The 18828-nt window shown below is 72.4% G+C and carries 17 protein-coding genes; 4 read left to right on the forward strand and 13 right to left on the reverse strand.

Annotated features, from left to right (window positions below; genetic code table 11):
• Nucleotides 1-5 precede the first annotated feature (5 nt).
• The 6 genes from FF36_RS16300 to rpsR all read right to left on the reverse strand — a co-directional run bounded on the left by FF36_RS16300 (nt 6) and on the right by rpsR (nt 5815).
• On the reverse strand, nt 6-1292 hold the full coding sequence (locus FF36_RS16300; RefSeq protein ID WP_082121967.1) for a cytochrome P450: 1287 nt from the start codon (nt 1290-1292) through the stop codon (nt 6-8).
• Nucleotides 1289-1915, reverse strand: a complete 627-nt coding sequence (locus FF36_RS16305) for a GTP-binding protein (RefSeq protein ID WP_044885943.1) — start codon at nt 1913-1915, stop codon at nt 1289-1291. The genes FF36_RS16300 and FF36_RS16305 overlap by 4 nt, the downstream gene beginning before the upstream one ends.
• On the reverse strand, nt 1896-2255 hold the full coding sequence (locus tag FF36_RS16310; protein WP_044885944.1) for a DUF742 domain-containing protein: 360 nt from the start codon (nt 2253-2255) through the stop codon (nt 1896-1898). The genes FF36_RS16305 and FF36_RS16310 overlap by 20 nt, the downstream gene beginning before the upstream one ends.
• Nucleotides 2252-2671 (reverse strand): roadblock/LC7 domain-containing protein, encoded by a 420-nt coding sequence (locus FF36_RS16315; RefSeq protein ID WP_044885945.1) that lies wholly within the window; start codon nt 2669-2671, stop codon nt 2252-2254. The genes FF36_RS16310 and FF36_RS16315 overlap by 4 nt, the downstream gene beginning before the upstream one ends.
• A 28-nt stretch (nt 2672-2699) precedes the next feature.
• A complete protein-coding gene (locus tag FF36_RS16320) occupies nt 2700-4802 on the reverse strand; it encodes an ATP-binding protein (protein ID WP_044885946.1) in 2103 nt (700 codons plus the stop codon).
• Between the two features lie 758 nt (nt 4803-5560).
• Complete coding sequence (gene rpsR / locus FF36_RS16325; protein WP_044885947.1) at nt 5561-5815, reverse strand: 30S ribosomal protein S18; 255 nt, start codon at nt 5813-5815, stop codon at nt 5561-5563.
• Nucleotides 5816-6067: 252 nt separating this feature from the next.
• On the opposite strand from rpsR, the gene FF36_RS16330 reads away from it, so the two are divergent.
• Nucleotides 6068-7000, forward strand: coding sequence for a DUF4394 domain-containing protein (locus FF36_RS16330; RefSeq protein WP_044885948.1), 933 nt, complete (start codon nt 6068-6070; stop codon nt 6998-7000).
• Nucleotides 7001-7127: 127 nt separating this feature from the next.
• Here the strand turns inward: FF36_RS16330 and FF36_RS16335 are convergent, their stop codons facing one another.
• Nucleotides 7128-9842, reverse strand: a complete 2715-nt coding sequence (locus tag FF36_RS16335; RefSeq protein ID WP_044885949.1) for a Tex family protein — start codon at nt 9840-9842, stop codon at nt 7128-7130.
• A gap of 434 nt (nt 9843-10276) precedes the next feature.
• Between FF36_RS16335 and FF36_RS16340 the strand changes: the two genes are divergently transcribed.
• Nucleotides 10277-11506 (forward strand): MEDS domain-containing protein, encoded by a 1230-nt coding sequence (locus FF36_RS16340; protein WP_044885950.1) that lies wholly within the window; start codon nt 10277-10279, stop codon nt 11504-11506.
• Nucleotides 11507-11552: 46 nt separating this feature from the next.
• Nucleotides 11553-12341, forward strand: a complete 789-nt coding sequence (locus tag FF36_RS16345) for a peptidoglycan-binding protein (RefSeq protein WP_044885951.1) — start codon at nt 11553-11555, stop codon at nt 12339-12341.
• A 40-nt stretch (nt 12342-12381) separates the two neighbouring features.
• Here the strand turns inward: FF36_RS16345 and FF36_RS16350 are convergent, their stop codons facing one another.
• Complete coding sequence (locus FF36_RS16350) at nt 12382-12825, reverse strand: SRPBCC family protein (RefSeq protein ID WP_044885952.1); 444 nt, start codon at nt 12823-12825, stop codon at nt 12382-12384.
• Nucleotides 12826-13140: 315 nt separating this feature from the next.
• On the opposite strand from FF36_RS16350, the gene FF36_RS16355 reads away from it, so the two are divergent.
• A complete protein-coding gene (locus FF36_RS16355; RefSeq protein ID WP_052681170.1) occupies nt 13141-14280 on the forward strand; it encodes a DUF4407 domain-containing protein in 1140 nt (379 codons plus the stop codon).
• A 162-nt stretch (nt 14281-14442) separates the two neighbouring features.
• Here the strand turns inward: FF36_RS16355 and FF36_RS16360 are convergent, their stop codons facing one another.
• From FF36_RS16360 to FF36_RS16380, 5 genes are all read right to left on the reverse strand, one after another.
• On the reverse strand, nt 14443-14976 hold the full coding sequence (locus tag FF36_RS16360; protein ID WP_044885954.1) for a DUF3618 domain-containing protein: 534 nt from the start codon (nt 14974-14976) through the stop codon (nt 14443-14445).
• 70 nt (nt 14977-15046) lie between these two features.
• Nucleotides 15047-15637: a phage holin family protein gene (locus FF36_RS16365; protein ID WP_044885955.1), complete on the reverse strand. Its 591-nt coding sequence runs from the start codon at nt 15635-15637 to the stop codon at nt 15047-15049.
• A gap of 92 nt (nt 15638-15729) precedes the next feature.
• Nucleotides 15730-16839 (reverse strand): YihY/virulence factor BrkB family protein, encoded by a 1110-nt coding sequence (locus tag FF36_RS16370; RefSeq protein WP_044886021.1) that lies wholly within the window; start codon nt 16837-16839, stop codon nt 15730-15732.
• Between the two features lie 125 nt (nt 16840-16964).
• Nucleotides 16965-17849, reverse strand: a complete 885-nt coding sequence (locus tag FF36_RS16375; protein ID WP_044885956.1) for an alpha/beta fold hydrolase — start codon at nt 17847-17849, stop codon at nt 16965-16967.
• Between the two features lie 406 nt (nt 17850-18255).
• Nucleotides 18256-18765, reverse strand: a complete 510-nt coding sequence (locus FF36_RS16380) for an MSMEG_0572/Sll0783 family nitrogen starvation response protein (protein WP_009741028.1) — start codon at nt 18763-18765, stop codon at nt 18256-18258.
• Between the last annotated feature and the right edge of the window lie 63 nt (nt 18766-18828).

Below are 18828 nucleotides of genomic sequence, written 5' to 3' on the forward strand. Positions count from 1 at the left end.
GCGGGTCAGGACGGCGAGAAGTGCACCGGAAGGGCGGACAGGCCGCGCATCCACGGTGACGGACGCCAGACCAGCGCGTCGGGAGAGACGGCGAGGACGGCGTCGGGCAGCCGGTCGAGCAGCACCTCGACGGCGCCCCGCACGATCGTCTCGGCGATCTCCTGCGCGGGATACGGGCAGCGGTGCTCACCGTGGCCGAAGGACATGTGGGCGTGGTTGCCGCCGGGTCCCTCGAAGGAGTCCGGCCGCACCTGCGGGTCGCCGTTCGCCGCCGCGCAGCTCAGCACGAGCATGTCACCGGCCTGGATGTGCTGGCCGGCGAGCTGGGTGCTGCGGACCGCCCAGCGGCCGGACATGTTCTGCAGCGGCGTGTCCTCCCACAGCACCTCGTTGAGTGCCTGCCCGACGCTGCGCCGGCCCCCGGAAAGGGTGACGGCGAAGCGGCTGTCGGTGAGCATCAGCCGCAGCGTGTTGCCGATCCAGTCGGTGATCGGCTGCTGGCCGATTCCGACGATCAGCAACAGGTCCCACGACGCCTCCTCGTCGGTCAGCTTCCCGGGATGGCCGAGCATCGCGGACGGGAGGTCCGGCCGGGGGCGTGCCCGTCGGTCGGCCAGCAGCGCGTTGATGATGGCGACGAACCGGGAGTGGCCGGCGACCGCCTCCGGCCCGGAGCCGTCCGTGGCCGCGTTCATCGCCGCGAGCAGCTCGGGCAGGCCGGTCTCGGGGATGCCGATCATGCGGCCGATCAGCAGCATCGGCATCGACTGGGCGTACTCGGCGATGAGGTCCGCCTCGCCGCGCCCGGCGAAACCGTCGATCAGCTCGTCGCAGGTCCGTTCGCACAGCGCCCGCAGCTCGAACAGGTCCACGTCGCCGAGCACGTCGTTCATGATCGCGGAGCGGCGCTCGAACTCGGCGCCCTCCAGGTGCATCGTGTACGGCTGGTAGCCGACGACGGGGAGCAGCGGCCAGTCCGGCGGGACGCGGTCCCAGGCGTTCCAGCGGCGCGGGTCGCGACCGTACAGCTCCGGGTTGGTCGTCACGTAGTGCAATTCCCGGTAGCCGAGGACCAGCCAGGCGGGGATGTCGCCGTCGAGCAGGATCGGCGCGACGGGGCCGTGGACGCGCCGCATCTCCCGGTACATCTGCGCCGGATTGTGCTGGAATCGCGGGCCGTACAACCGGACCGCCCCGGGGTGGTCCGGGAAGTCCGGGGCCGGCACCGCGAGCTCGGTGGCGGCCGGCGCCGCAGCCCAGTTGTCGACGCGGTCGTGGGACGGAGGTGTCACGGCGAGGTCTCCCGGGCGGTGGACAGTGCGTACAGGTGGTTGACCAGTGCGATCAGCACCGACTTGCTCGACGCGCGGTGCCGGGCATCGCAGTCGATGAGCGGGACGTCGTCGGACAGAGACAACGCCTCGCGCAACTGCGGCAGCGTGTGCTCCGGCTCGCCGAAGTTGTTCCGCGCGACGATGAACGGCATCCCGTGGTGTTCCAGCCGGTCGATCGCGTACCAGGAGTCCGCCACCCGGCGGGTGTCGACCAGGACGACCGCGCCGAGCGTCCCCGCGAACAGCCGGTCCCACAGGAACCAGAACCGCTCCTGCCCGGGGGCGCCGAACAGGTAGAGCACCATCCGCTCGTTGAGGCTGATCCGGCCGAAGTCGAAGGCCACGGTGGTCGTGGTCTTCTCCCGCACGCCGCCCGTGTCATCGATGCCGATGCCGGCGCCCGTCATCGTCTCCTCGGTGCTCAGCGGGCGGATCTCGCTGACCGCGCGGACCATCGTGGTCTTGCCGACGCCGAACCCCCCGACGATCACGATCTTCAGGGCGTCGTTGACCGTGCTCGCCAGCGGGGCGCGGGAGCGCGGTGGGGCCTGGACGGCGACCTCAGAGCTTCTTGAGTCCAACGAGCACCTGCTTCAGGATCTCGGGATGGGGCAACGGCGTCCTGACGACGGAGGCCGAGGGATGGCGCGCCGCGATCCGGCCGGTATCCAGCAGGTCGCAGAGCAGGATCTTCACCACGCTCACCGGCAGCTTCAGCTCGGCGGCGAGCTCCACGACGGCGACCGGTGTCCGGCACATCCGCAGGATCGCGGCGTGCTCGGACTGCATGCCTGGCGCCGGGTCGCTTTCGCTGACGATCAGCGTGACGAGGTCGAAGGCGTTCTCGTCGGCGCGGCTGCGCCCGCCGGTGACGGTGTAGAGCCGGTCGGGGTTCTCCCCGTCGATGGCCTCGCGGATCACGAGGCCGCGAACCCGGGGGCGGCCTCGCGCGGCGGGGCGCTGAGGTAGTCGCCGATCTGCTCGACCAGCTCGTTCATGTTGTGCCCGATCACGCCGGCGTCGGCATCGTCGGTCGCCACGACGGCGAGGTGAGCGCCCTGGCCGGCCTCGATGATGAACAGCAGCCCGCCGTGGAACTCGGTCATGGACTGCCGCACGCCTCCGCTGCCATCCCCGAACTCCACCGACGCACCGTGCGAGAGGCTCTGGATACCGGAGGCGATGGCGGCGAGCTGGTCCGCCTGATCCACGCTGAGCCCGGAACTGCGGCAGAGCTTGAGCCCGTCCTTGGAGAGCACCAGGGCGTGTCGGGTTCCCGGAGTCCGCTCCAACAGGTTCTCCAGCAGCCAGTCGAGGTCACGGGTTCTCGTGTTCATGCTTGTCTCCGGCCGTGCGTAGGAGCGATCAGGAGTTGCCGTTCCGCCTGGTGGGGTGGCCGCTGGGGATGGACCCGTCGGCGTCGGTCCCGCCCCGCGTCTGGAACCACGTGCCCGTGTCCGGACTGCTGGCGGTGCCCCCGGCATCGGGGTGCGGTTCCGGCGGTTCCGGCAGCATGGTCGGTCCGGTCAGCATGGTCGGTCCGGTCAGCGCGGTCGGTCCGGTCAGCGCGGTCGGTCCGGTCAGTGATGGCGGCAGCAGGGGCAGCGCGGGCGGTTCGGCTGGTGACGGCGGCGGGGGTGGCGCCGCCGGTTCCGTGCGTGACGGTGACAGCGGTGGCAGCGGTGGCAACGGCGGGCGACCCGCGTCGGGCCGGTCGGTCACGTCGGAGGTGCTCGAGGCGTCCGCGTCGGTCCGCCCGCCGCGGGTCGCGCGGCGGAAGGCGCCGAAGCGGGCACCGGCGTCGGCGGGCGGGGAGGTGCGCGCCGGCGCGGGCGGGACCGGCAGCCGGCCCACCGCGTTCGCCATGGTCTCCCCGCGACGCCGTTTCGGCAGCGCCTCGCGGGGCGCCGGCGGCGCGGCCGGCTCGCCGGGAACATCGGCGCGCGCAACCGGCCCCGTCGGGCTGTCCAGGATGGGGGTGCCGGGCGCGGCGGGTCGCCCCGCCGCGGCACCGCCCGCGAAGTCGGTGCCTGCCAACTCGGTGCCCGCCAACTCTGTTCCCGCCAACTCTGTGCCGTTGAAGCCGGTGCCGTTGAAGCCGGTGCCGTCGAAGCCGGTGCCGTCGAAGCCGGTGCCGTCGAAGCCGGGCTCGGCCGAGACGGGGCGCTCGAGCATGCCGATCGCGCCCCGAGACGCCGCCCCGGCGTCTGCGCGCCTCGCCGTGCCCGGGGCGCCCGCGGTCGCCTCGACGATCCCGCCCACCGGCAGCCCGGTTGCGGCGGGGTTCGGCCGTGGCTGGGTGACGAGCCGGCGGGGGATCATCACCACGACGCCGGTGCCGCCGCGCGAGGACGGCCGGAACGACACCGTCAGACCGTGCTTGCGGGCAAGCACGCCGACGACGGCCAGGCCCAGGCGGGTGCCGGACAGCGTGGTCAGATCCAGCGGCTCCGCCGAGACCGCGGCCTCGGCGCGGCGCAGCGCGGCGGGTCCCATGACCAGGCCGCCGTCCTCGATCGTCACGACGATGCCGGCCTGGACCTCCTCCACGTAGACATGCACCTCCTCGGACGGAGGCGAGAAGCTGGTCGCGTTGTCCATCAGCTCGGCGAGGGCGTGCATGACGCCCTCCGCGGCGTAGCCGGCGACCGCGACCGTGCTCGTCGAGTGCAGGCGGACCCGCTGGTAGGCGCTGATCCGGCCGACCGCGCCGCGCAGGATGCTCTCCATCACGATCGGCTTGGTCCATCGCCGCCCGGTGCGGGCACCGGTCAGCACCGCGATGCTGTCCGCCAGTCGGCCCGCCTGCGCGGTCGCGTGGTCCAGACGGAGCAGGTCGCCGAAGACCTCCTCGTCGTGGCGCTCCTCCATCTCGCGCAGGTCCGCGAGCATGCTCGTCGCCAGGGCCTGCACCCGGCCGGCCGCGTTGGCGCAGGCGGACATCGCGGCGGCGCGCATCCGCTCGCCGCGGCCGATCTCCGTCGCCAGCGCTCGCAGGATGCGCCGATGTGTCTCGCGCGCCTCGCGGTTTCCGTCGCCAATCTCCGGGTCCGCGGCGCCGATCTCACCGATCTCGGCGATCTCGGCGAGCGCGGCCTCGGGCGAGGCGCCATCACGCAGCCGCTTCACCACCGCGGGCAGGACCTGGTCGGCGAGCTGGGCGGCGCGGGTGTTCTGCGTCTGGACCTGCAGCTGCGCGCCGGCGAGCCGGTTCTCCAGGTCGGTGACCTGGCTGCGTAACCGGCGGACGGCCCGACCTCGGCCGAGCGCGAGCGCGACGGTGAGCAGCACGACGGCGGTGGCCACCACCGCGGACACGATCACCGGCGGCCGGTCCGGGCCGGCGGTCGCGACGTTCGCCCACACGCCCGCGCCGACGACGGCCAGGACGGCGATCAGCAGGACGACAGGCGTCTGATCGGTCAGGGCGCGGGGACCACGGCGGGTGGGCAAGGCATGTGTCGGCATGAGGCGGTCCTCGTCAGCGGCTGGTGGCTAGCACGCGGGGACGGTCCGGGCGGCCGCCGAGGGCGCGCCGTGGGCCGTGGGTGCGTTCGGGGTGGGACGTGCGTCGACCCAGGTATGTGACTGCCACGGTTTCGACCCCCCGGTCTCGCCTTGTCGCCGGTCCCGCCTGTGGATCTCGCCGGTCCCGCCTGTGGACCTCGCCGATCCGGCCTGTGGACGAGGCGCCCAGGCCGCCGCCGGCGGCGGCCGGCCCGGGTCGGTGGCGATGTCGGACAGCCTAGGCACGCATTCACGGCTCGCCGACGGTCAGCAACCAGCATTGAGCGGGACGATCGACCCCTAGTGGCAGGGATGGGGCACTGTTGTCCCCGAATGGTCCCCGGAGCTGCGCGGAACCATCCGGGGACAAGGGATCGGTTCCGCTAGAGGCGGCGGTCCTGCCTATGCGCGAATGGCCTAGATTCCCGGCCGCCTTGCCGGAATGCCCCGTTTGCCCGGCTCATTGGTGATGATTTGATGGCATCTGGTCGATATGGGGGCGCCGCGGCACCGTCTCGCGGATTCCCCGCCTAGCGGTGACGTGATGGTGCGGCTGCCGGCGTGGACCGAGCCAGGGACGGACTGTTGGCACTTTCGGGCCATCGGGAGAACCTGGAAGGCTCGCTGTCGGCGACGGGCGCGGCCTGGTCCAGCGCAGCCCGGCCTGGCGCGGTGCAGCTCCGGCCTGGCGTAGTGCAGCCCGGCGCGGTGCGGCGTGCTCAGCGGCCCCGGGCCGCGGCGGGGCCAGGGTAGGGCAACAGCGCCATCTCCCGGGCGTTCTTGATCGCCCGGGTCACCTCCCGATGCTGGCGGGGGGTCAGCCCGGTGATCCGCCGCGCCCGGATCTTGCCCCGGTCCGAGATGAACTGGCGCAGCAGGGCGATGTCCTTGTAATCGACGTAGGTGATCCCGCGTTCGCGGAGAATGTTCGGCTTCTTACGCTGTCCCGGCTGCGGGGCGCGACGCGTGGGCATGGGATGACCTCCTGTCGACCATCGGCGTCATCTCGGTTATCTCACGGAGCGCGCCGTGATGGTCGGGCGACGACGATCCGCGCTCGGTCGCCATGGCGGCGCCACCCACCCCGGTTTGGCGGCAAACCGCCGATCCTGCACATCGTTGATTTCAGGTAACTCTAAGCATCTACTTCGGCCGGGTGGTGGTCACGTGGGGTGACGGGGATCGCGGCCTTCCGCCTCACATCAACCGTTCGGAAGGAGACTCTCGTGAGTAGAAGCCATTCTTCGGCACGCGCGGCGGCACTCACCGCCGCGCTGGCCGCCGGAATCGTCGCCGCCATCCCGGGCCTGGCCGGGGTGGCGAGCGCCGCTCCCGCAGCCCCGGGTGCTGCGGGTGCCGCGGCCGTTTCACAGCGCCCGGCACTGTTCGGCGGCCTGCGGGCGGTCGGGCTGACCACAACGGGTTACCTGGTCCGCTTCGACGTCAACGCGCCCTCCCGGCTGGTGCGGATCGGTCGGGTCACCGGCCTCGTCGGCGGCGACACGAGCCTCATCGGGATCGACTACCGGGTGCAGAACAGCCGGCTCTACGGTGTCGGCAACCTCGGCGGCATCTATGTGATCAACACGTCCAACGCGGTCGCGATCCGCGTGTCGCACCTGACGGTGGCGCTCAGCGGCACCGCCTTCGATGTCGACTTCGACCCGGCGGCCAACCGACTGCACATCATCAGCAACACCGGCCAGAACCTGCGGCACAACCTCGACGACTCGATCGGTACCCCGCCGATCGGCACCACGGTCGTCGACACGCCGCTGAAGTACCCGCCGGCGGTCATCGCGGCGAACGGTCTGACCGGCGCCGCCTACACCAACAACGACCTGGACCCCGCGACGTCGACCACCCTGTTCACCATCAACACCACCCTCGGGCAGGTGGATGTCGACTCGCCGGCCAACTCCGGCCAGCTCGTCCCGACGGGGCGGTTCGGCGTGCCCGTCGGCGGCAACGCCGGCTTCGACATCTACACCCGACGGTCGAACGGCCGGGCAGTCAGCAACCGGGCCTTCGCGACCCTGCTGGTCGGGACCACCTACCGGCTGGCCGAGATCGATCCGCTGACCGGGCGGATCCGCGCCCACGGCTCGTTCCCGAGCAACGCCCAGGTCGCCGACATCGCGATCCCGCCGAACCAGTAGAGGGCCGAGCCAGCCGGAACTGCCGCCAGACTCGCGGCGGGTCGGGATGGTGCCCACACCGTCCCGACCCGCCCGCGGGGTCCTGCCGACCGCCGCGCCCGCGCCCGCGGGCGCGCCCCAGGCCGGGTCAGCTCCGCTTGCGGTCGGAGCCGTCGAGGGTGATCCGGTCGCCGGTGACGATCCCGGCCCGCCGCAGCGCGTCGGCGATGGCCCCGTCCGGCGCACCGCCGCGCCCGCCCCGGCCACCGCCCGCACCGCCGCCGCCCCGGCCACCGCCCGCGCCGCCGCCGGAACCCACGCCGCCGGAGCCCCCCGTCCCGCCGCGGCCACCGCCGCGCGTGCCGGGACCCCGACCGGCCGATCCGTCGCGGCCGCCGCCCCGGCCACGGCCACCGACGCCGTCGCGGCGCTCACCGCCGGCCTCGCCGCGCCGCGCGCCCCCCCGACCCCGGCCACCGACGCCGTCGCGGCGCTCACCGCCGGCCTCGCCGCGCCGCGCGCCCTCCCGACCCGTGCCGCCGCCGCCGGGAGCCCGCCGCTCGCTACCGCCGCTACCGCCGCTACCGCCGCTACCGCCGCTACCGTCGCCGCCGCGGCGCCCCGAACCGCGCCCGCCGCCGCCCGCCGGCGCCCCGACCTCGTCGTCCAGGCGCAGCGTCAGCGAGATCCGCTTACGCGGGATGTCGACGTCGAGAACCTTCACCGTGACGATGTCGCCGGGCTTGGCGACCTCCCGCGGGTCGCTGACGAAGTTCTTCGACATCGCCGAGACATGCACCAGGCCGTCCTGGTGCACCCCGATGTCGACGAAGGCGCCGAAGGCGGCCACGTTGGTGACGGTGCCCTCCAGCGTCATCCCGGGCACCAGGTCCGCGAGGGTCTCGATCCCCTCCGTGAACGCCGCCGTGCGGAACGCCGGCCGCGGGTCGCGTCCCGGCTTCTCCAGCTCGGCGAGGATGTCGGTCACCGTCGGCAGCCCGACGGCGTCGTCGACGAACTCGGTCGGCTTCAGTGACCGCAGCACGGCACCGTTGCCGATGAGCGTGCTCAGCTCGCTGCCGGTGGCCGCGAGGATCCGCCGGACCACCGGGTAGGACTCGGGGTGCACGCTGGAGCCGTCCAACGGGTCGTCCCCGCCGCGGATGCGCAGGAAGCCGGCGCACTGCTCGAACGCCTTCGGGCCGAGCCGGGGCACCTCCCGCAGCGCCTCGCGGGTGCGGAACGGGCCGTTGGCGTCGCGGTGGCGGACCAGGTTCTCGGCGAGGCCCGCGCCGATTCCCGACACCCGGGTCAGTAGCGGCGCCGACGCGGTGTTGACGTCCACCCCCACGGCGTTCACGCAGTCCTCCACCACGGCGTCGAGGGACGACGACAACCGCGTCTCGGACAGGTCGTGCTGGTACTGGCCCACCCCGATCGACTTCGGATCGATCTTGACGAGCTCGGCGAGCGGGTCCTGCAGGCGGCGGGCTATCGAGACCGCGCCCCGCAGCGAGACGTCCATCCCGGGCAGCTCGGCCGCTGCATAGGCGGACGCCGAGTACACCGACGCCCCCGCCTCGGAGACGGTCACCTTCGTCAGGGACAGCTCCGGATGCCGGCGGATGAGGTCGTCGGCCAGCTTGTCGGTCTCCCGAGAGGCCGTCCCGTTCCCGATCGAGATCAGGTCGACGCGGTGCTCGGCGGCCAGGCGGGCCAGGGTGGCGATCGACTCGTCCCAGCGCCGGGCCGGGACGTGCGGATGGATGGTGTCGGTGGCGACCACCTTGCCGGTCGCGTCGACCACGGCGACCTTCACGCCCGTGCGGTAACCCGGGTCCAGGCCCATCGTCGCCCGGCTGCCGGCCGGCGCCGCGAGCAGCAGGTCGCGCAGGTTGGCCGCGAACACGCGCACGGCGGTGTCCTCCGCCGCCGTCCACAGCCGCATCCGCAGGTCCACGCCGAGGTGCACGATGATGCGGGTGCGCCAGGCCCAGCGGACGGTGTCGACGAGCCAGCGGTCCGCCGGCCGGCCCGCGTCGGAGATCCCGAAGGTCTCGGCGATCCGCAGCTCGTAGCTCGTCGGCCCGGGTGCGGGCAGGGCGCCCGGCTCGGCCGGGGTGTCGGGCTCCAGGGTGAGGTCGAGGATCTCCTCCTTCTCGCCCCGGAACGCGGCCAGGATGCGGTGCGAGGGCAGCGAGGTGAACGGCTCGGAGAAGTCGAAGTAGTCGGCGAACTTCGCGCCGGCCTCCTGTTTGCCCTCCCGTACCCGGGAGACGAGCACGCCACGGGACCACATCTGCTCCCGCAGCGCGCCGATGAGATCGGCGTCCTCGGCGAACCGCTCGACGAGGATCGCCCGCGCGCCCTCCAGCGCGGCCCCGGCGTCCGCCACCCCCTTCTCCGGGTCGACGTAGCCACTCGCCGTGCCGTGCGGGTCGAGGGCAGGGTCGCCCAGCAGGGCCAGGGCCAGTGGCTCCAGGCCGGCCTCCCGGGCGATCTGCGCCTTCGTCCGCCGCTTGGGCTTGTACGGCAGGTAGATGTCCTCCAGCCGGGCCTTGGAGTCCGCCGCCAGGATCTGCGCCTCAAGGGCCTCGTCGAGCTTGCCCTGGGCGCGGATGGACTCCAGCACCGCCGTGCGCCGCTCCTCCAGCTCCCGCAGGTAGCGCAGCCGCTCCTCCAGGGTGCGTAGCTGGGTGTCGTCGAGGGTGCCCGTCGCCTCCTTGCGGTAGCGGGCGATGAAGGGCACGGTGGCGCCCCCGTCGAGCAGGTCGACCGCCGCCGTCACCTGCCCCTGGCGCACGCCGAGCTCGTCGGCGATCCGCTGATGGATGGACCGCTGTGGGACAGATGTCGTCGTCACAATGCCTGATCCGCCTTCTCGTCCTCGTCGCTGCTGTGCGCGTCAGCGCGGTGCCGGGCCGTCCGGCCGATCCGCGCTGACTGCGAGACTACGGGCGATCACCCGCCGCTTTCCGCCCGGGCGGCCATCCGGGCTGATGCGCCGGCCGCCGCCCGTGGGCCGCGGTGCGGCGATCGGCCCGGGCCGCCGTCCGCCGAGGGCATCCTCCGTGGTCGTGGCTGGTCCGGTGTGATCCGGTGTGATCCGTCCCGTTCGATTCCGTTGCTGGGCATATCCCATTGGTGCGACATGACCTATGATGTGCGCGTGCGCACAGGGGGTGGGGCCGCGGGTGCGGGAGACTGTTATTCTCCGCATTCCGGACGTGGTCCGGCTGGATACGGCACGTCCATGCCGGGGCCGTCCGCCGCCGGATTGCGACGCAGGGCGGCGGAGTGACTCGGGAGAGTACTCCGGGCCCCGTTCGCGGCCCGGCCCTGAGCCCGACCGGCGTCGGCGGCATTCGCCACGAGGCTTTCCTGTACCGGGGTGACGTCGGTTTCCTCAGTGCGACCAGGGATTTCATCCTCGCCGGCCTCGCGGCGGACGAGGACGTTCTCGTCGCGGTGACGCCCTCGCGGATGGCGCTTCTTCGGGCCGTGCTCGGCCGGGCCGCGAGGCGAGTCACATTTCTTGACCTGACGGAGGTCGGCCGGAATCCGGCGCGCATCATCCCCGCCTGGCAGGAATTCCTCGACCTCGGGATCGAACGGGGCCGGACGGTCCGCGGGATCGGCGAGCCGCTGTGGTCCGGGCGCCCCGTTCCCGAGCAACGGGAATGCATGCTCCACGAGGCCCTGCTCAACGAGGCCTTCGCCGCCCCGCCGGCCTGGCGGCTGCGCTGCCCCTACGAGGTGACCGCGCTCGATTCGGTGACCGTCGACGAGGTGTGGCAGACCCATCCGGTGGTGGTGGACGGCGGGCTCGGCCGCATCAGCGCGCGCTACCGGCCGCCGGCCGGACCGGCCGCGTCGGTGACGGCCGCGGCTGCCGCCGTCGCCGTCGCGGTGGCCGAGGCCGGAGCCGCTTCGGCCACGGCCGCCGCCGTGGTGGCCGAGGCCGGTGTCACGTCTGCCAGCGCCACCTCTGTCGCCGCCGCCGCTGCTGTCGCCGCCGCGGCGGTGGCCGACGCTACCGTGGCCGTTGCGACGGGCGTTGCCTCCGGCCCAGGCGAGGGGGCCGATCTGCCGGCCCGGCCAGGCACGGCTACCCGATGGGATCTGCTTGCCGAGCCGCTACCGGACCTCGGTCCGCCGCGGGCCGAGGTTGCGTTCGGCCCGGCTGACCTCGGTCTGGTCCGCGCGGCGGCCACCCGCGCGGCCCTCGCGGACGGGCTGGGGGAGGACCGAGCCGGCGATCTCGAACTCGCCGTGCACGAGGTCGCGACGAACAGCATCCGCCACGGCGGCGGGCGAGGAGCCGCGCGTTTCTGGATTTTCGCCGGCTGCCTGATCTGCGAGGTCACCGACTCCGGTCAGCTCGCCGACCGGCTCGCCGGGCGACGGCGTCCGGACCTCGACCTCAGTGGCGGGCGCGGGCTCTGGCTTGTCAACCAGCTCTGCGATCTCGTGCAGCTCCGTTCGGGGAGCGCCGGCACGACCGTGCGGATGTTCATGTACGTCTGACCGGTCGCGGCGCTGGCGCGCACGCCCGGTGGGGGAGGAGACTGCGGTGACGTCAGCGGAGCGGACCCGGGTCGGGCGCGGAGCCTGGCCCACGGACGGCCGGGGCGGGACCATCGCCCCGGCGGAGGGCGGATCCGCCGCCGGGCCGGGCCGGTGCTACGGCGTCGGCGCGGGCGAGGCCCCACCCGCCGGCAGCACCGACGCGGACATCCTCGCCGTTCGCGCCGGGGTCACCGCGCTCAGCCGGGCGCTGAACTGGCACGGCGGGCCGGGCACCCCGGTGCCGACCGACGGCCGCTTCACCGCCGCCACCAGGGCGGCCGTCATCGCCTTCCAGGAAAAGCTGCAGCCCGTGATCAACCGTGACATGTACCTGCCGGCGGTCGAGCACAGCCTGGCGGGATTCGTCAACAAGGAGACGTCCTACGCGTTGTTCATGCCGATCGCGGACCGTTACGCGTTGAAGTACACGGTCCCCCGCGGACTCCTGCGCGGTATCACCACCATCGAGAGCAACTGGGATCCCGGCGCGGTCGGCTACTGGACCAACTCGGATTTCGGGCTCTGCCAGTGGAACACCACGCTTCCGGAGATCACCACCGCCCGGGCGCTTGATCCCTTCTGGGCGCTCGACTCCACCGCCCGGGCGATGCGAGAACGCTTTGATTCCGACCGCTGGGGCCATAACTGGCTGTACGTCATTGCCGCGCACAATGTCCCGACCTGGGCCGCGCAGTGGGCCCAGGGCGAACTATCCGCCACCGATCCGGCCGACAAACCAAAACTCGACCGGATGAACGGCTACGTCAGCAACGTCCTCGCCCGCGTCTGGTGACGGCGGTGGCCGGCCCGGTGCCGAGGGGACGCGGCGGGGGTCAGTCCGGAAGGGCCGTGACCTTGTCCAGGACCGCGGTGTTCAGCCGGCGGATGCCGATCGGGGCGAAGGTGCGTTCGAAGAAGCCGCCGACCCCGCCGGCGCCGTCCCACGTGGTGGTCGCCGTGACCGTGCTCTGCCGCTCGCCGGCGCCGGGCGTCACCTGCCACTGGGTCTGCAGCGAGGAGTTCTGGTCCGCCTCGACGAGGGTGGTCGGATCCGGCGCGGACACCGTCGCGTCGACCTGGCGGACCCGCTTGCGGGTGGCCTGCAGCCGGTAGGCGATCCGGCTGCCCGCGCCGATGCCACCCGCCAGCACCCGGTACTCCGAGACGTTCTCCGGCCAGGACCGGGCGCGGGTGCCCTGGTAGTCGGCGAGCTTCGCGACGACCTGCTCGGGCGTGCCGGGCACGGCCCGCTGGACCACGACCTTGATCTGTCCCACCGCTGTTCCTCCCTCGCTGCCGGGCATCCGCACCGGTCAGATTCGCACGCCGGCCGCGGACGCCGCAGCAGGGCCGCCCAAGCACCGATCCGGGATGGCCGGATCGATTACCCAGAGTTACATTGCGAGAGACGCTGGCGGCGGCCCCGAGACTGGCCGCGGCCACGGGGGCGCCGATGAGGGGGTAGGCCGATTTCTCGCGTATGGCCAGGTTGTCCGCGTGCCTTCGGAGATCTCCTCGTCTTCTGCACGGGCGCGGACAGCCGCGCGGTAGGTCCGCAGGACCGGCACCGTTTCGTCACCGCCGGTGCACTCATGCTGCTGACCGCTGGGCTCGCCACCTACGCAGGGGCCACCGTCGCCGGGATGGGCCTGCACCGCTCGGCCCTCGGCGCGCTCCCGTTCGGCCTGTTCTACGCAACGGTGATCTTTTTCCTCGACCGATCGGTGCTGCTGTCCGCCCGCCCGTACCGCTACGGTCCGGACGGGTCCGTCCGGGTGGGCCGGGCCGGGCCGGCCACCGTCATGCGGATCTTCATCGCCGTCTGCGCCGCGGTGCTCGTCGGGGAGACGCTGCTACTGAGGATCTTCGCGCCGTCGATCGCGCCGCGGGTCACCCAGATCCGGCAGGAGGATCTCGGCCGGGTGCTGCGCGGCTGGGATGCCAACCAGCTCGGCGAGCAGCGGGTCCTGCGCGACGACCTCGCCGCCCGCCAGCATGCGTTGGACGGCGCCCACGCCCTCGTCACCGGCAAGACCGCCGAGGTGAACTGCCAGCTCACCGGGGGCGACGGCTGTCTGAGCGGCGAGGGGCCGGTGTACCGGATCAAGCTCGGCGAGCTCGGCGCCGCGACCACGGCGGTGACCACCGCGACCGGCCAGCGCGATGCCGCCCAGGCCCGCCTGGATGCCTTCGACCAGTCCCGCGACACCCGTCGCGCGCACTTCCGTGACCAGCAGACCGCCACCGTCGACGCCGCCGACGACCTGCTGATCCGGGAGAAGGCGTTCTGGCGGCTGACGGCCGCCGACCGCTCCGTGCTGCTCTGGCGGACGGTGCTGACCCTGTTGCTGCTCGGCATCGACCTCGGTCCGCTGATGTTCAAGCGGACGCTGGAGCAGACGGAGCTGCGGCGCCGGGAGCGGCTCGTCCAGTGGCAGGGGGAGACCACCGACGAGGTCGACGCCCTGCAGATCGGCCAGACCGCGCGTCGCCGCGGAGAGCTCGCCCAGGCCCTCGCCGAGGGCGCCGCCGATCGTTACGGCCAGTACGTGCGGCGCCGGGACGAGATCGGCACCTCGCTGCGGGTCGCCGCCGATCTCGCCGACGCGGACGTCGGCCGCGAGCAGATCCGCATCGACCGGGACAGCCGGATCCGCGACCTGCGCGTGCGGTACCGCGTGCCGGACCCGGCGCCGGCGCCGGACCCCGCCGACCGCTCCGCGCCGTCCTGAACCGCCGCGCCGTCCTGAACCGCCGCGCCGTCCTGAACCGCCGCGCCGTCCTGGGCAGGACCCAGCCGTCCTGACCGCCCGGGGCATGGCAACGCCCGGGCACGTGGGGTCAGTCCCGCACGTGCCCGGGCGTCCGGTGGCCGGATCTCCCGGCGAGGGTCGTCAGTCGAGCGTCTCCGTGCCCTGGCGCCGGTGGCGCAGCACGATCAGCAGCAACGCGAGCAGCGCAGCCGTAGCCGCGGCGGTGGAGCCGGTGGCTCTGGGGTTCGCGGCGGCCTTCTGCCGGCCGGCGTTGACCGCCCCGCCCGCGGTGTCGCGCACCTGGCTCACCTTCGCCGCGACCTGCGGGTGGGAGTCGAGCTGGCGGTGGACCGTCTGACTGGCGGAGCCGGCGGTGTCTCTGGCCCGCTGTGCGGTCGCCGCGACCTGCGGGTGCGCGTCGAGCTGGCGGCGCACCGTGGCCTTGGCCTGGTCCGCGGTCTGGCGGGCCTTTTCGGTGGCGGTACCCGTCGTCGCGGCCACCTTCGGCCGCACCGACTCGGTCGCCGAGCTCACTCGGCGCCGGAGGTCCTGCGCCGTGCGCCCGGCCACCTTCTGCGGGCTGACGCGGTCGGAAAGCTCGTCGAGATCGTCGCCGAGCCGGGCCCGGGTCGCCTCGATGTCGGACCGGATCTCATCCGGACTCGTGCTGGTCACTGCCCACCTGGCCTTTCAGTCGGTATCTGCGCTGGTGAAGTCCGAGCCGTGCACGGGGAGAAGGAGGGGCTTACCTGCGTCGGCTCTGCGCCCACTGGACGTCCTCGCGCAGCGTCTCCACGGTCTGCGTCGGGGCCGGGTGGACCCTGCGAACGGTGGAGCGACCCTTCAGCGCCAGCACCGCGGCGACGGCGCCGAGCACGACGGTGACGATGAGAGCCGCCCAGCCCAGCGCCATCACCTCCCCGAGCCCGAACATGACGGCAAGCAGGGCGAACAGCAGCGCGAAGTACCCGGCGCCGCCGGCGCCGGCGAACATGCCGGCCCCCTTGCCGGCCTTCTTCGCCTCCTCGCGGACCTCCGCCTTCGCGAGGGCGACTTCCTGTCGGAACAGGGTGGAGATGTCCGTGACGACCTCGGAGACGAGCTGCCCGGTCGAACCGCGGCCCCCGGAGTGTCCCTCCCCGTCCTGGCGCGCGGTCGGCTGTCCGGCGCGGCTGCTGGTCGTGGGCGGGGCGGTCGTGGGCGGGGCGGCCGGGGTGCGCAGCACCTGGGTCGACTCGTCCGGCGCGGCCATGTCGACACCGCCCCGGTACGCGGTAATATCATTCGGGTACGGATCGGCAGTGACGTCCGGCTGTTGACGGTATGTGCTCGTCATGGGTTCTCCTCGCGGGTTCTCCTGGTGGGGCGTCCGCGTGGCGGCACCCGTGGAACATCGTGTGGTCTGCGGAATTCCCCACCTTGGGCCGCTTAACCGCGCCTCTCGTGAGGCCTGAAACGAATACCCGTCCTGATCCGTTCGGCCGCGCCCGCAGGGCGGTCGTCGGCGGTCTCCCCATCCCGATCGGCCTCATCATCGGATTCCGGTCGGTCCCAGGGGCGGCGCACGCCGACGGGGGAGGCCTCCGGATAGGTCTCGGGCGCGGTGGCGCCGGTCGCCTCGCGGGCCGCCTCGGCGTTGAGCAGCGCGCCGATGAGCACGACCGTGACGGCGTAGTACAGCCACAGCATGAGGATGACCACGCCGCCGAGCGCGCCGTAGGTCTTGTTGTAGTGGCCGAAGGCGCGCACGTAGAACGAGAACGCCACCGAGGCGACGATCAGCGCCACGGTCGCGACCACGGCCCCGATCGACGCCCACCGCCAGTTCGCCGGGGTGTGGGCCGGCCCGAAGCGGTAGAGCGTGGCGACCGCGGCCATCACGATCAGCGCCAGCACGAGCCACTGCACCACCGTGAGCACCACCCGGACCGTCCCGTCCGCCACATGGTGGGACAGCAGGGAGCCGCCGGCGGTGATGCCGCCGACGACCAGCACCGCGACGACCACCCCGCCGAGGCTCATCGCGACCGCGAGCGCCCGCAGCCGGACCGGCCCCCGCGTCTCCTCCTGTTCGAAGGCCACGGTCACGGCCTTGATCAGGTTCTGCGTGCCGGAGGAGACCGCCCAGAGCACCCCCGCGAGGCTCAGTAGCAGGCCCAGACCGAGCCCGGAGTGGTTCGTCGAGACGATGCCGTTCAGCCAGTCCCGCAGCACCGTGCTCGTCGACGGCGACAGCGAGTCGGACAGGTGGGCGATCTGGTCGCTCACCGTCTGGGGGCTGGCGACCAGGCCGTAGACGGTGAGCACCGCGATGGCGGCCGGAAAGATCGACAGGATCGCCCAGAACGCCACGCCGCTGGCGATCAGCGGGATCGACAGGATGCCGAGCTGTGACTTCACCCTTTTCGCGACGGAGAGCCAGCCTCGCGCCGGAACGGACGTCGGGCCGTGCTCGGGCGGATCGACCTCCCGCACCGGCCGACTGGTCCGGCGCCCGCGGTCGTCGTGGCGGTGCCCGAGGAGGGCGGACGGATTCATGACGATCTCCACTGCCGTCGTGACATGACGGCAGATGTACCCGTCCGACCCTGGTCAACCCACCTTGCGGGCCGGCCCCCGGGCGCCCGCCCCGGCGGGGTCCTCGGTCGGTGCGCTCCCGGGGTTCAGTCGGTGCGTTCCTGGGGGGAGGAGTGCTCCCAGTCGGCCAGGATGGTGCGGATGCCCGTGACCAGCAACAGCGGCCGGTCGAGCATCACGTGGTGACCGGCGAGCGGGATCTCGATCACCGGCGCCACCCGGCCGAGCAGGTTGTACATCTGCACCCCGATGTCCGGCGTCAGCAGGCCGTACTCGGCCCGGAACAGTGCGACCCGGCAGTGCACCTTGCGCAGCACCTCCGGGGAGGGCGTGCGGTTGCCGAACACCTTCGGGTCGAACTTCCATGTCCAGCCGCCCTGCACCGAGCCGATCGACCCACGGGCGATGTGGTCGATGATGAACGGCAGCGAGCTCGGCTGGTCCGGAACCGTGCGGAACCGGGCGAGGGCGTCGGTCGCGGTGGGGTAGACCCGCAGTGGCCCGAAGGCGGTCCGGTCGCGGGCGGCCCGCTCCTCCGGAGTGAACTCCTGGACGGGGGAGTCGACGACGACGATGCCGGCGACCCGGTCCGGGTACTCGGCGGCGGTCATGATCGTGACCCAGCCGCCCATGCTGTGGCCGATGATGATCGGCGGCGAGGTGATTCCGGCGTGGTCGATGACGCCGATGACCTCCGCCGCCCACGTGTTCAGCGTGTAGTCCTCGCGCCGGTCGCTGTCGCCGTGGCCGGACAGGTCCAGGGCGACGACCCGGTACTCGCTGGGGATCAGGGGGGCGATGTGGTCCCACCACCCCGCGTGGGCGGCGCCGCCGTGAACCAGGACGATCGCCGGCCGCCCGGCCGCACCCCAGCAGCGGTAGCTGATGGTGGCGCCGGCGACCTTGGTCTCGTGCCGCTGCGGTCGGCTGTCAAGGGCGGCCTCGAACCAGGCCGGTGCTTCGTCTTCCATCCCAGGTCTCTGCCGTTCGGGTCGTGGGGCGGGTGGCTCCGGTCGCCGGCCGGGCGGCCTGCGACGTGTCCCACCCTGATACAACACCGCTTGCCCGGAGTTCCGGCCCTTCCGGGGCAGGTTGTCGGATTGACGATGTGTCACCTGGCACGCTGCGACGGAGTTGTGACGCGCACGTGACCTCCCGGGGAGCGGCGTGGACCGGCAGTGATCGGTCGACGGCCGGTCAGGCGTGGCCAAGGCCGGTGATGTGCCCGGCCAGCACGAGGGTGCGCACACCGTCGGGCCAGCGCAGCGTCACGCCCGTTCCGGGTAGCAGGAGGCCGCGTCTGGCCGAGGTCGCGGGCCCGGTCGGATGCTGGCGTTCGCCGGCATCGGGCGCATCCGGTCGGTCGGCACATATCGGTCAGAACATGAAGGTGGAGTTGATGATCGCGCCACGCCGTGTGTACTCGATGACGCAGTCCTGGATGTCCAGCGGATGCGCGGGTATCACCCCGTCGATGACGTCCTCCTCGCGCAGGCCGTGCAGCGACAGTCCGAACCGGCAGACGTAGACCTTTCCGCCCTCTTTGATGAACGTCTCGATCTGGTGATTGATGTTGTGCTCACCCGGAAACGCGGAATCGCCGGTGTGCGGAAACCCCCGGGTCGCCATCGTGTTCATCGCGCCGGGCCCGTAGAAATAGAGCACGGACTCGAATCCTTTACGCAGGGCGCGGGTGGCCTGCAGTATCGCGACGAAGCTGACCGACGACTCGTGCGCGATCCCGTGGATGAGGGTGAGGTAGCACTCGCCGTCGCGGGCCTGGTAGTCTGGGAAGATCTTGGTTGATCCATACAGGTTGCTACCCGGTGGAAGCGCCGGATGGGGAACCTCGTTGAGGCTCTGCCGATCGTTCTCCGTCAGCTCCATGAACGCTCCTCGATCGGGACCGGGACGTGACCACGCGGATCGCCTGTCGTCGGTCTAGCCGGA

It is taken from the genome of Frankia torreyi (genome assembly GCF_000948395.1).
In the GTDB taxonomy this organism is placed as follows: Bacteria; Actinomycetota; Actinomycetes; order Frankiales; family Frankiaceae; genus Frankia; species Frankia torreyi.

Bases quoted from the DNA above. Each gene is read 5' to 3' on its own strand.
- FF36_RS16315 (WP_044885945.1), bottom strand. From the start codon at position 2,671: ATGAACACGAGAACCCGTGACCTCGACTGGCTGCTGGAGAACCTGTTG.
- FF36_RS16320 (WP_044885946.1), bottom strand. From the start codon at position 4,802: ATGCCGACACATGCCTTGCCCACCCGCCGTGGTCCCCGCGCCCTGACC.
- rpsR (WP_044885947.1), bottom strand. From the start codon at position 5,815: ATGCCCACGCGTCGCGCCCCGCAGCCGGGACAGCGTAAGAAGCCGAAC.
- FF36_RS16355 (WP_052681170.1), top strand. From the start codon at position 13,141: ATGCTGCTGACCGCTGGGCTCGCCACCTACGCAGGGGCCACCGTCGCC.
- FF36_RS16365 (WP_044885955.1), bottom strand. From the start codon at position 15,637: ATGACGAGCACATACCGTCAACAGCCGGACGTCACTGCCGATCCGTAC.
- FF36_RS16370 (WP_044886021.1), bottom strand. From the start codon at position 16,839: ATGAATCCGTCCGCCCTCCTCGGGCACCGCCACGACGACCGCGGGCGC.
- FF36_RS16375 (WP_044885956.1), bottom strand. From the start codon at position 17,849: ATGGAAGACGAAGCACCGGCCTGGTTCGAGGCCGCCCTTGACAGCCGA.
- FF36_RS16380 (WP_009741028.1), bottom strand. From the start codon at position 18,765: ATGGAGCTGACGGAGAACGATCGGCAGAGCCTCAACGAGGTTCCCCAT.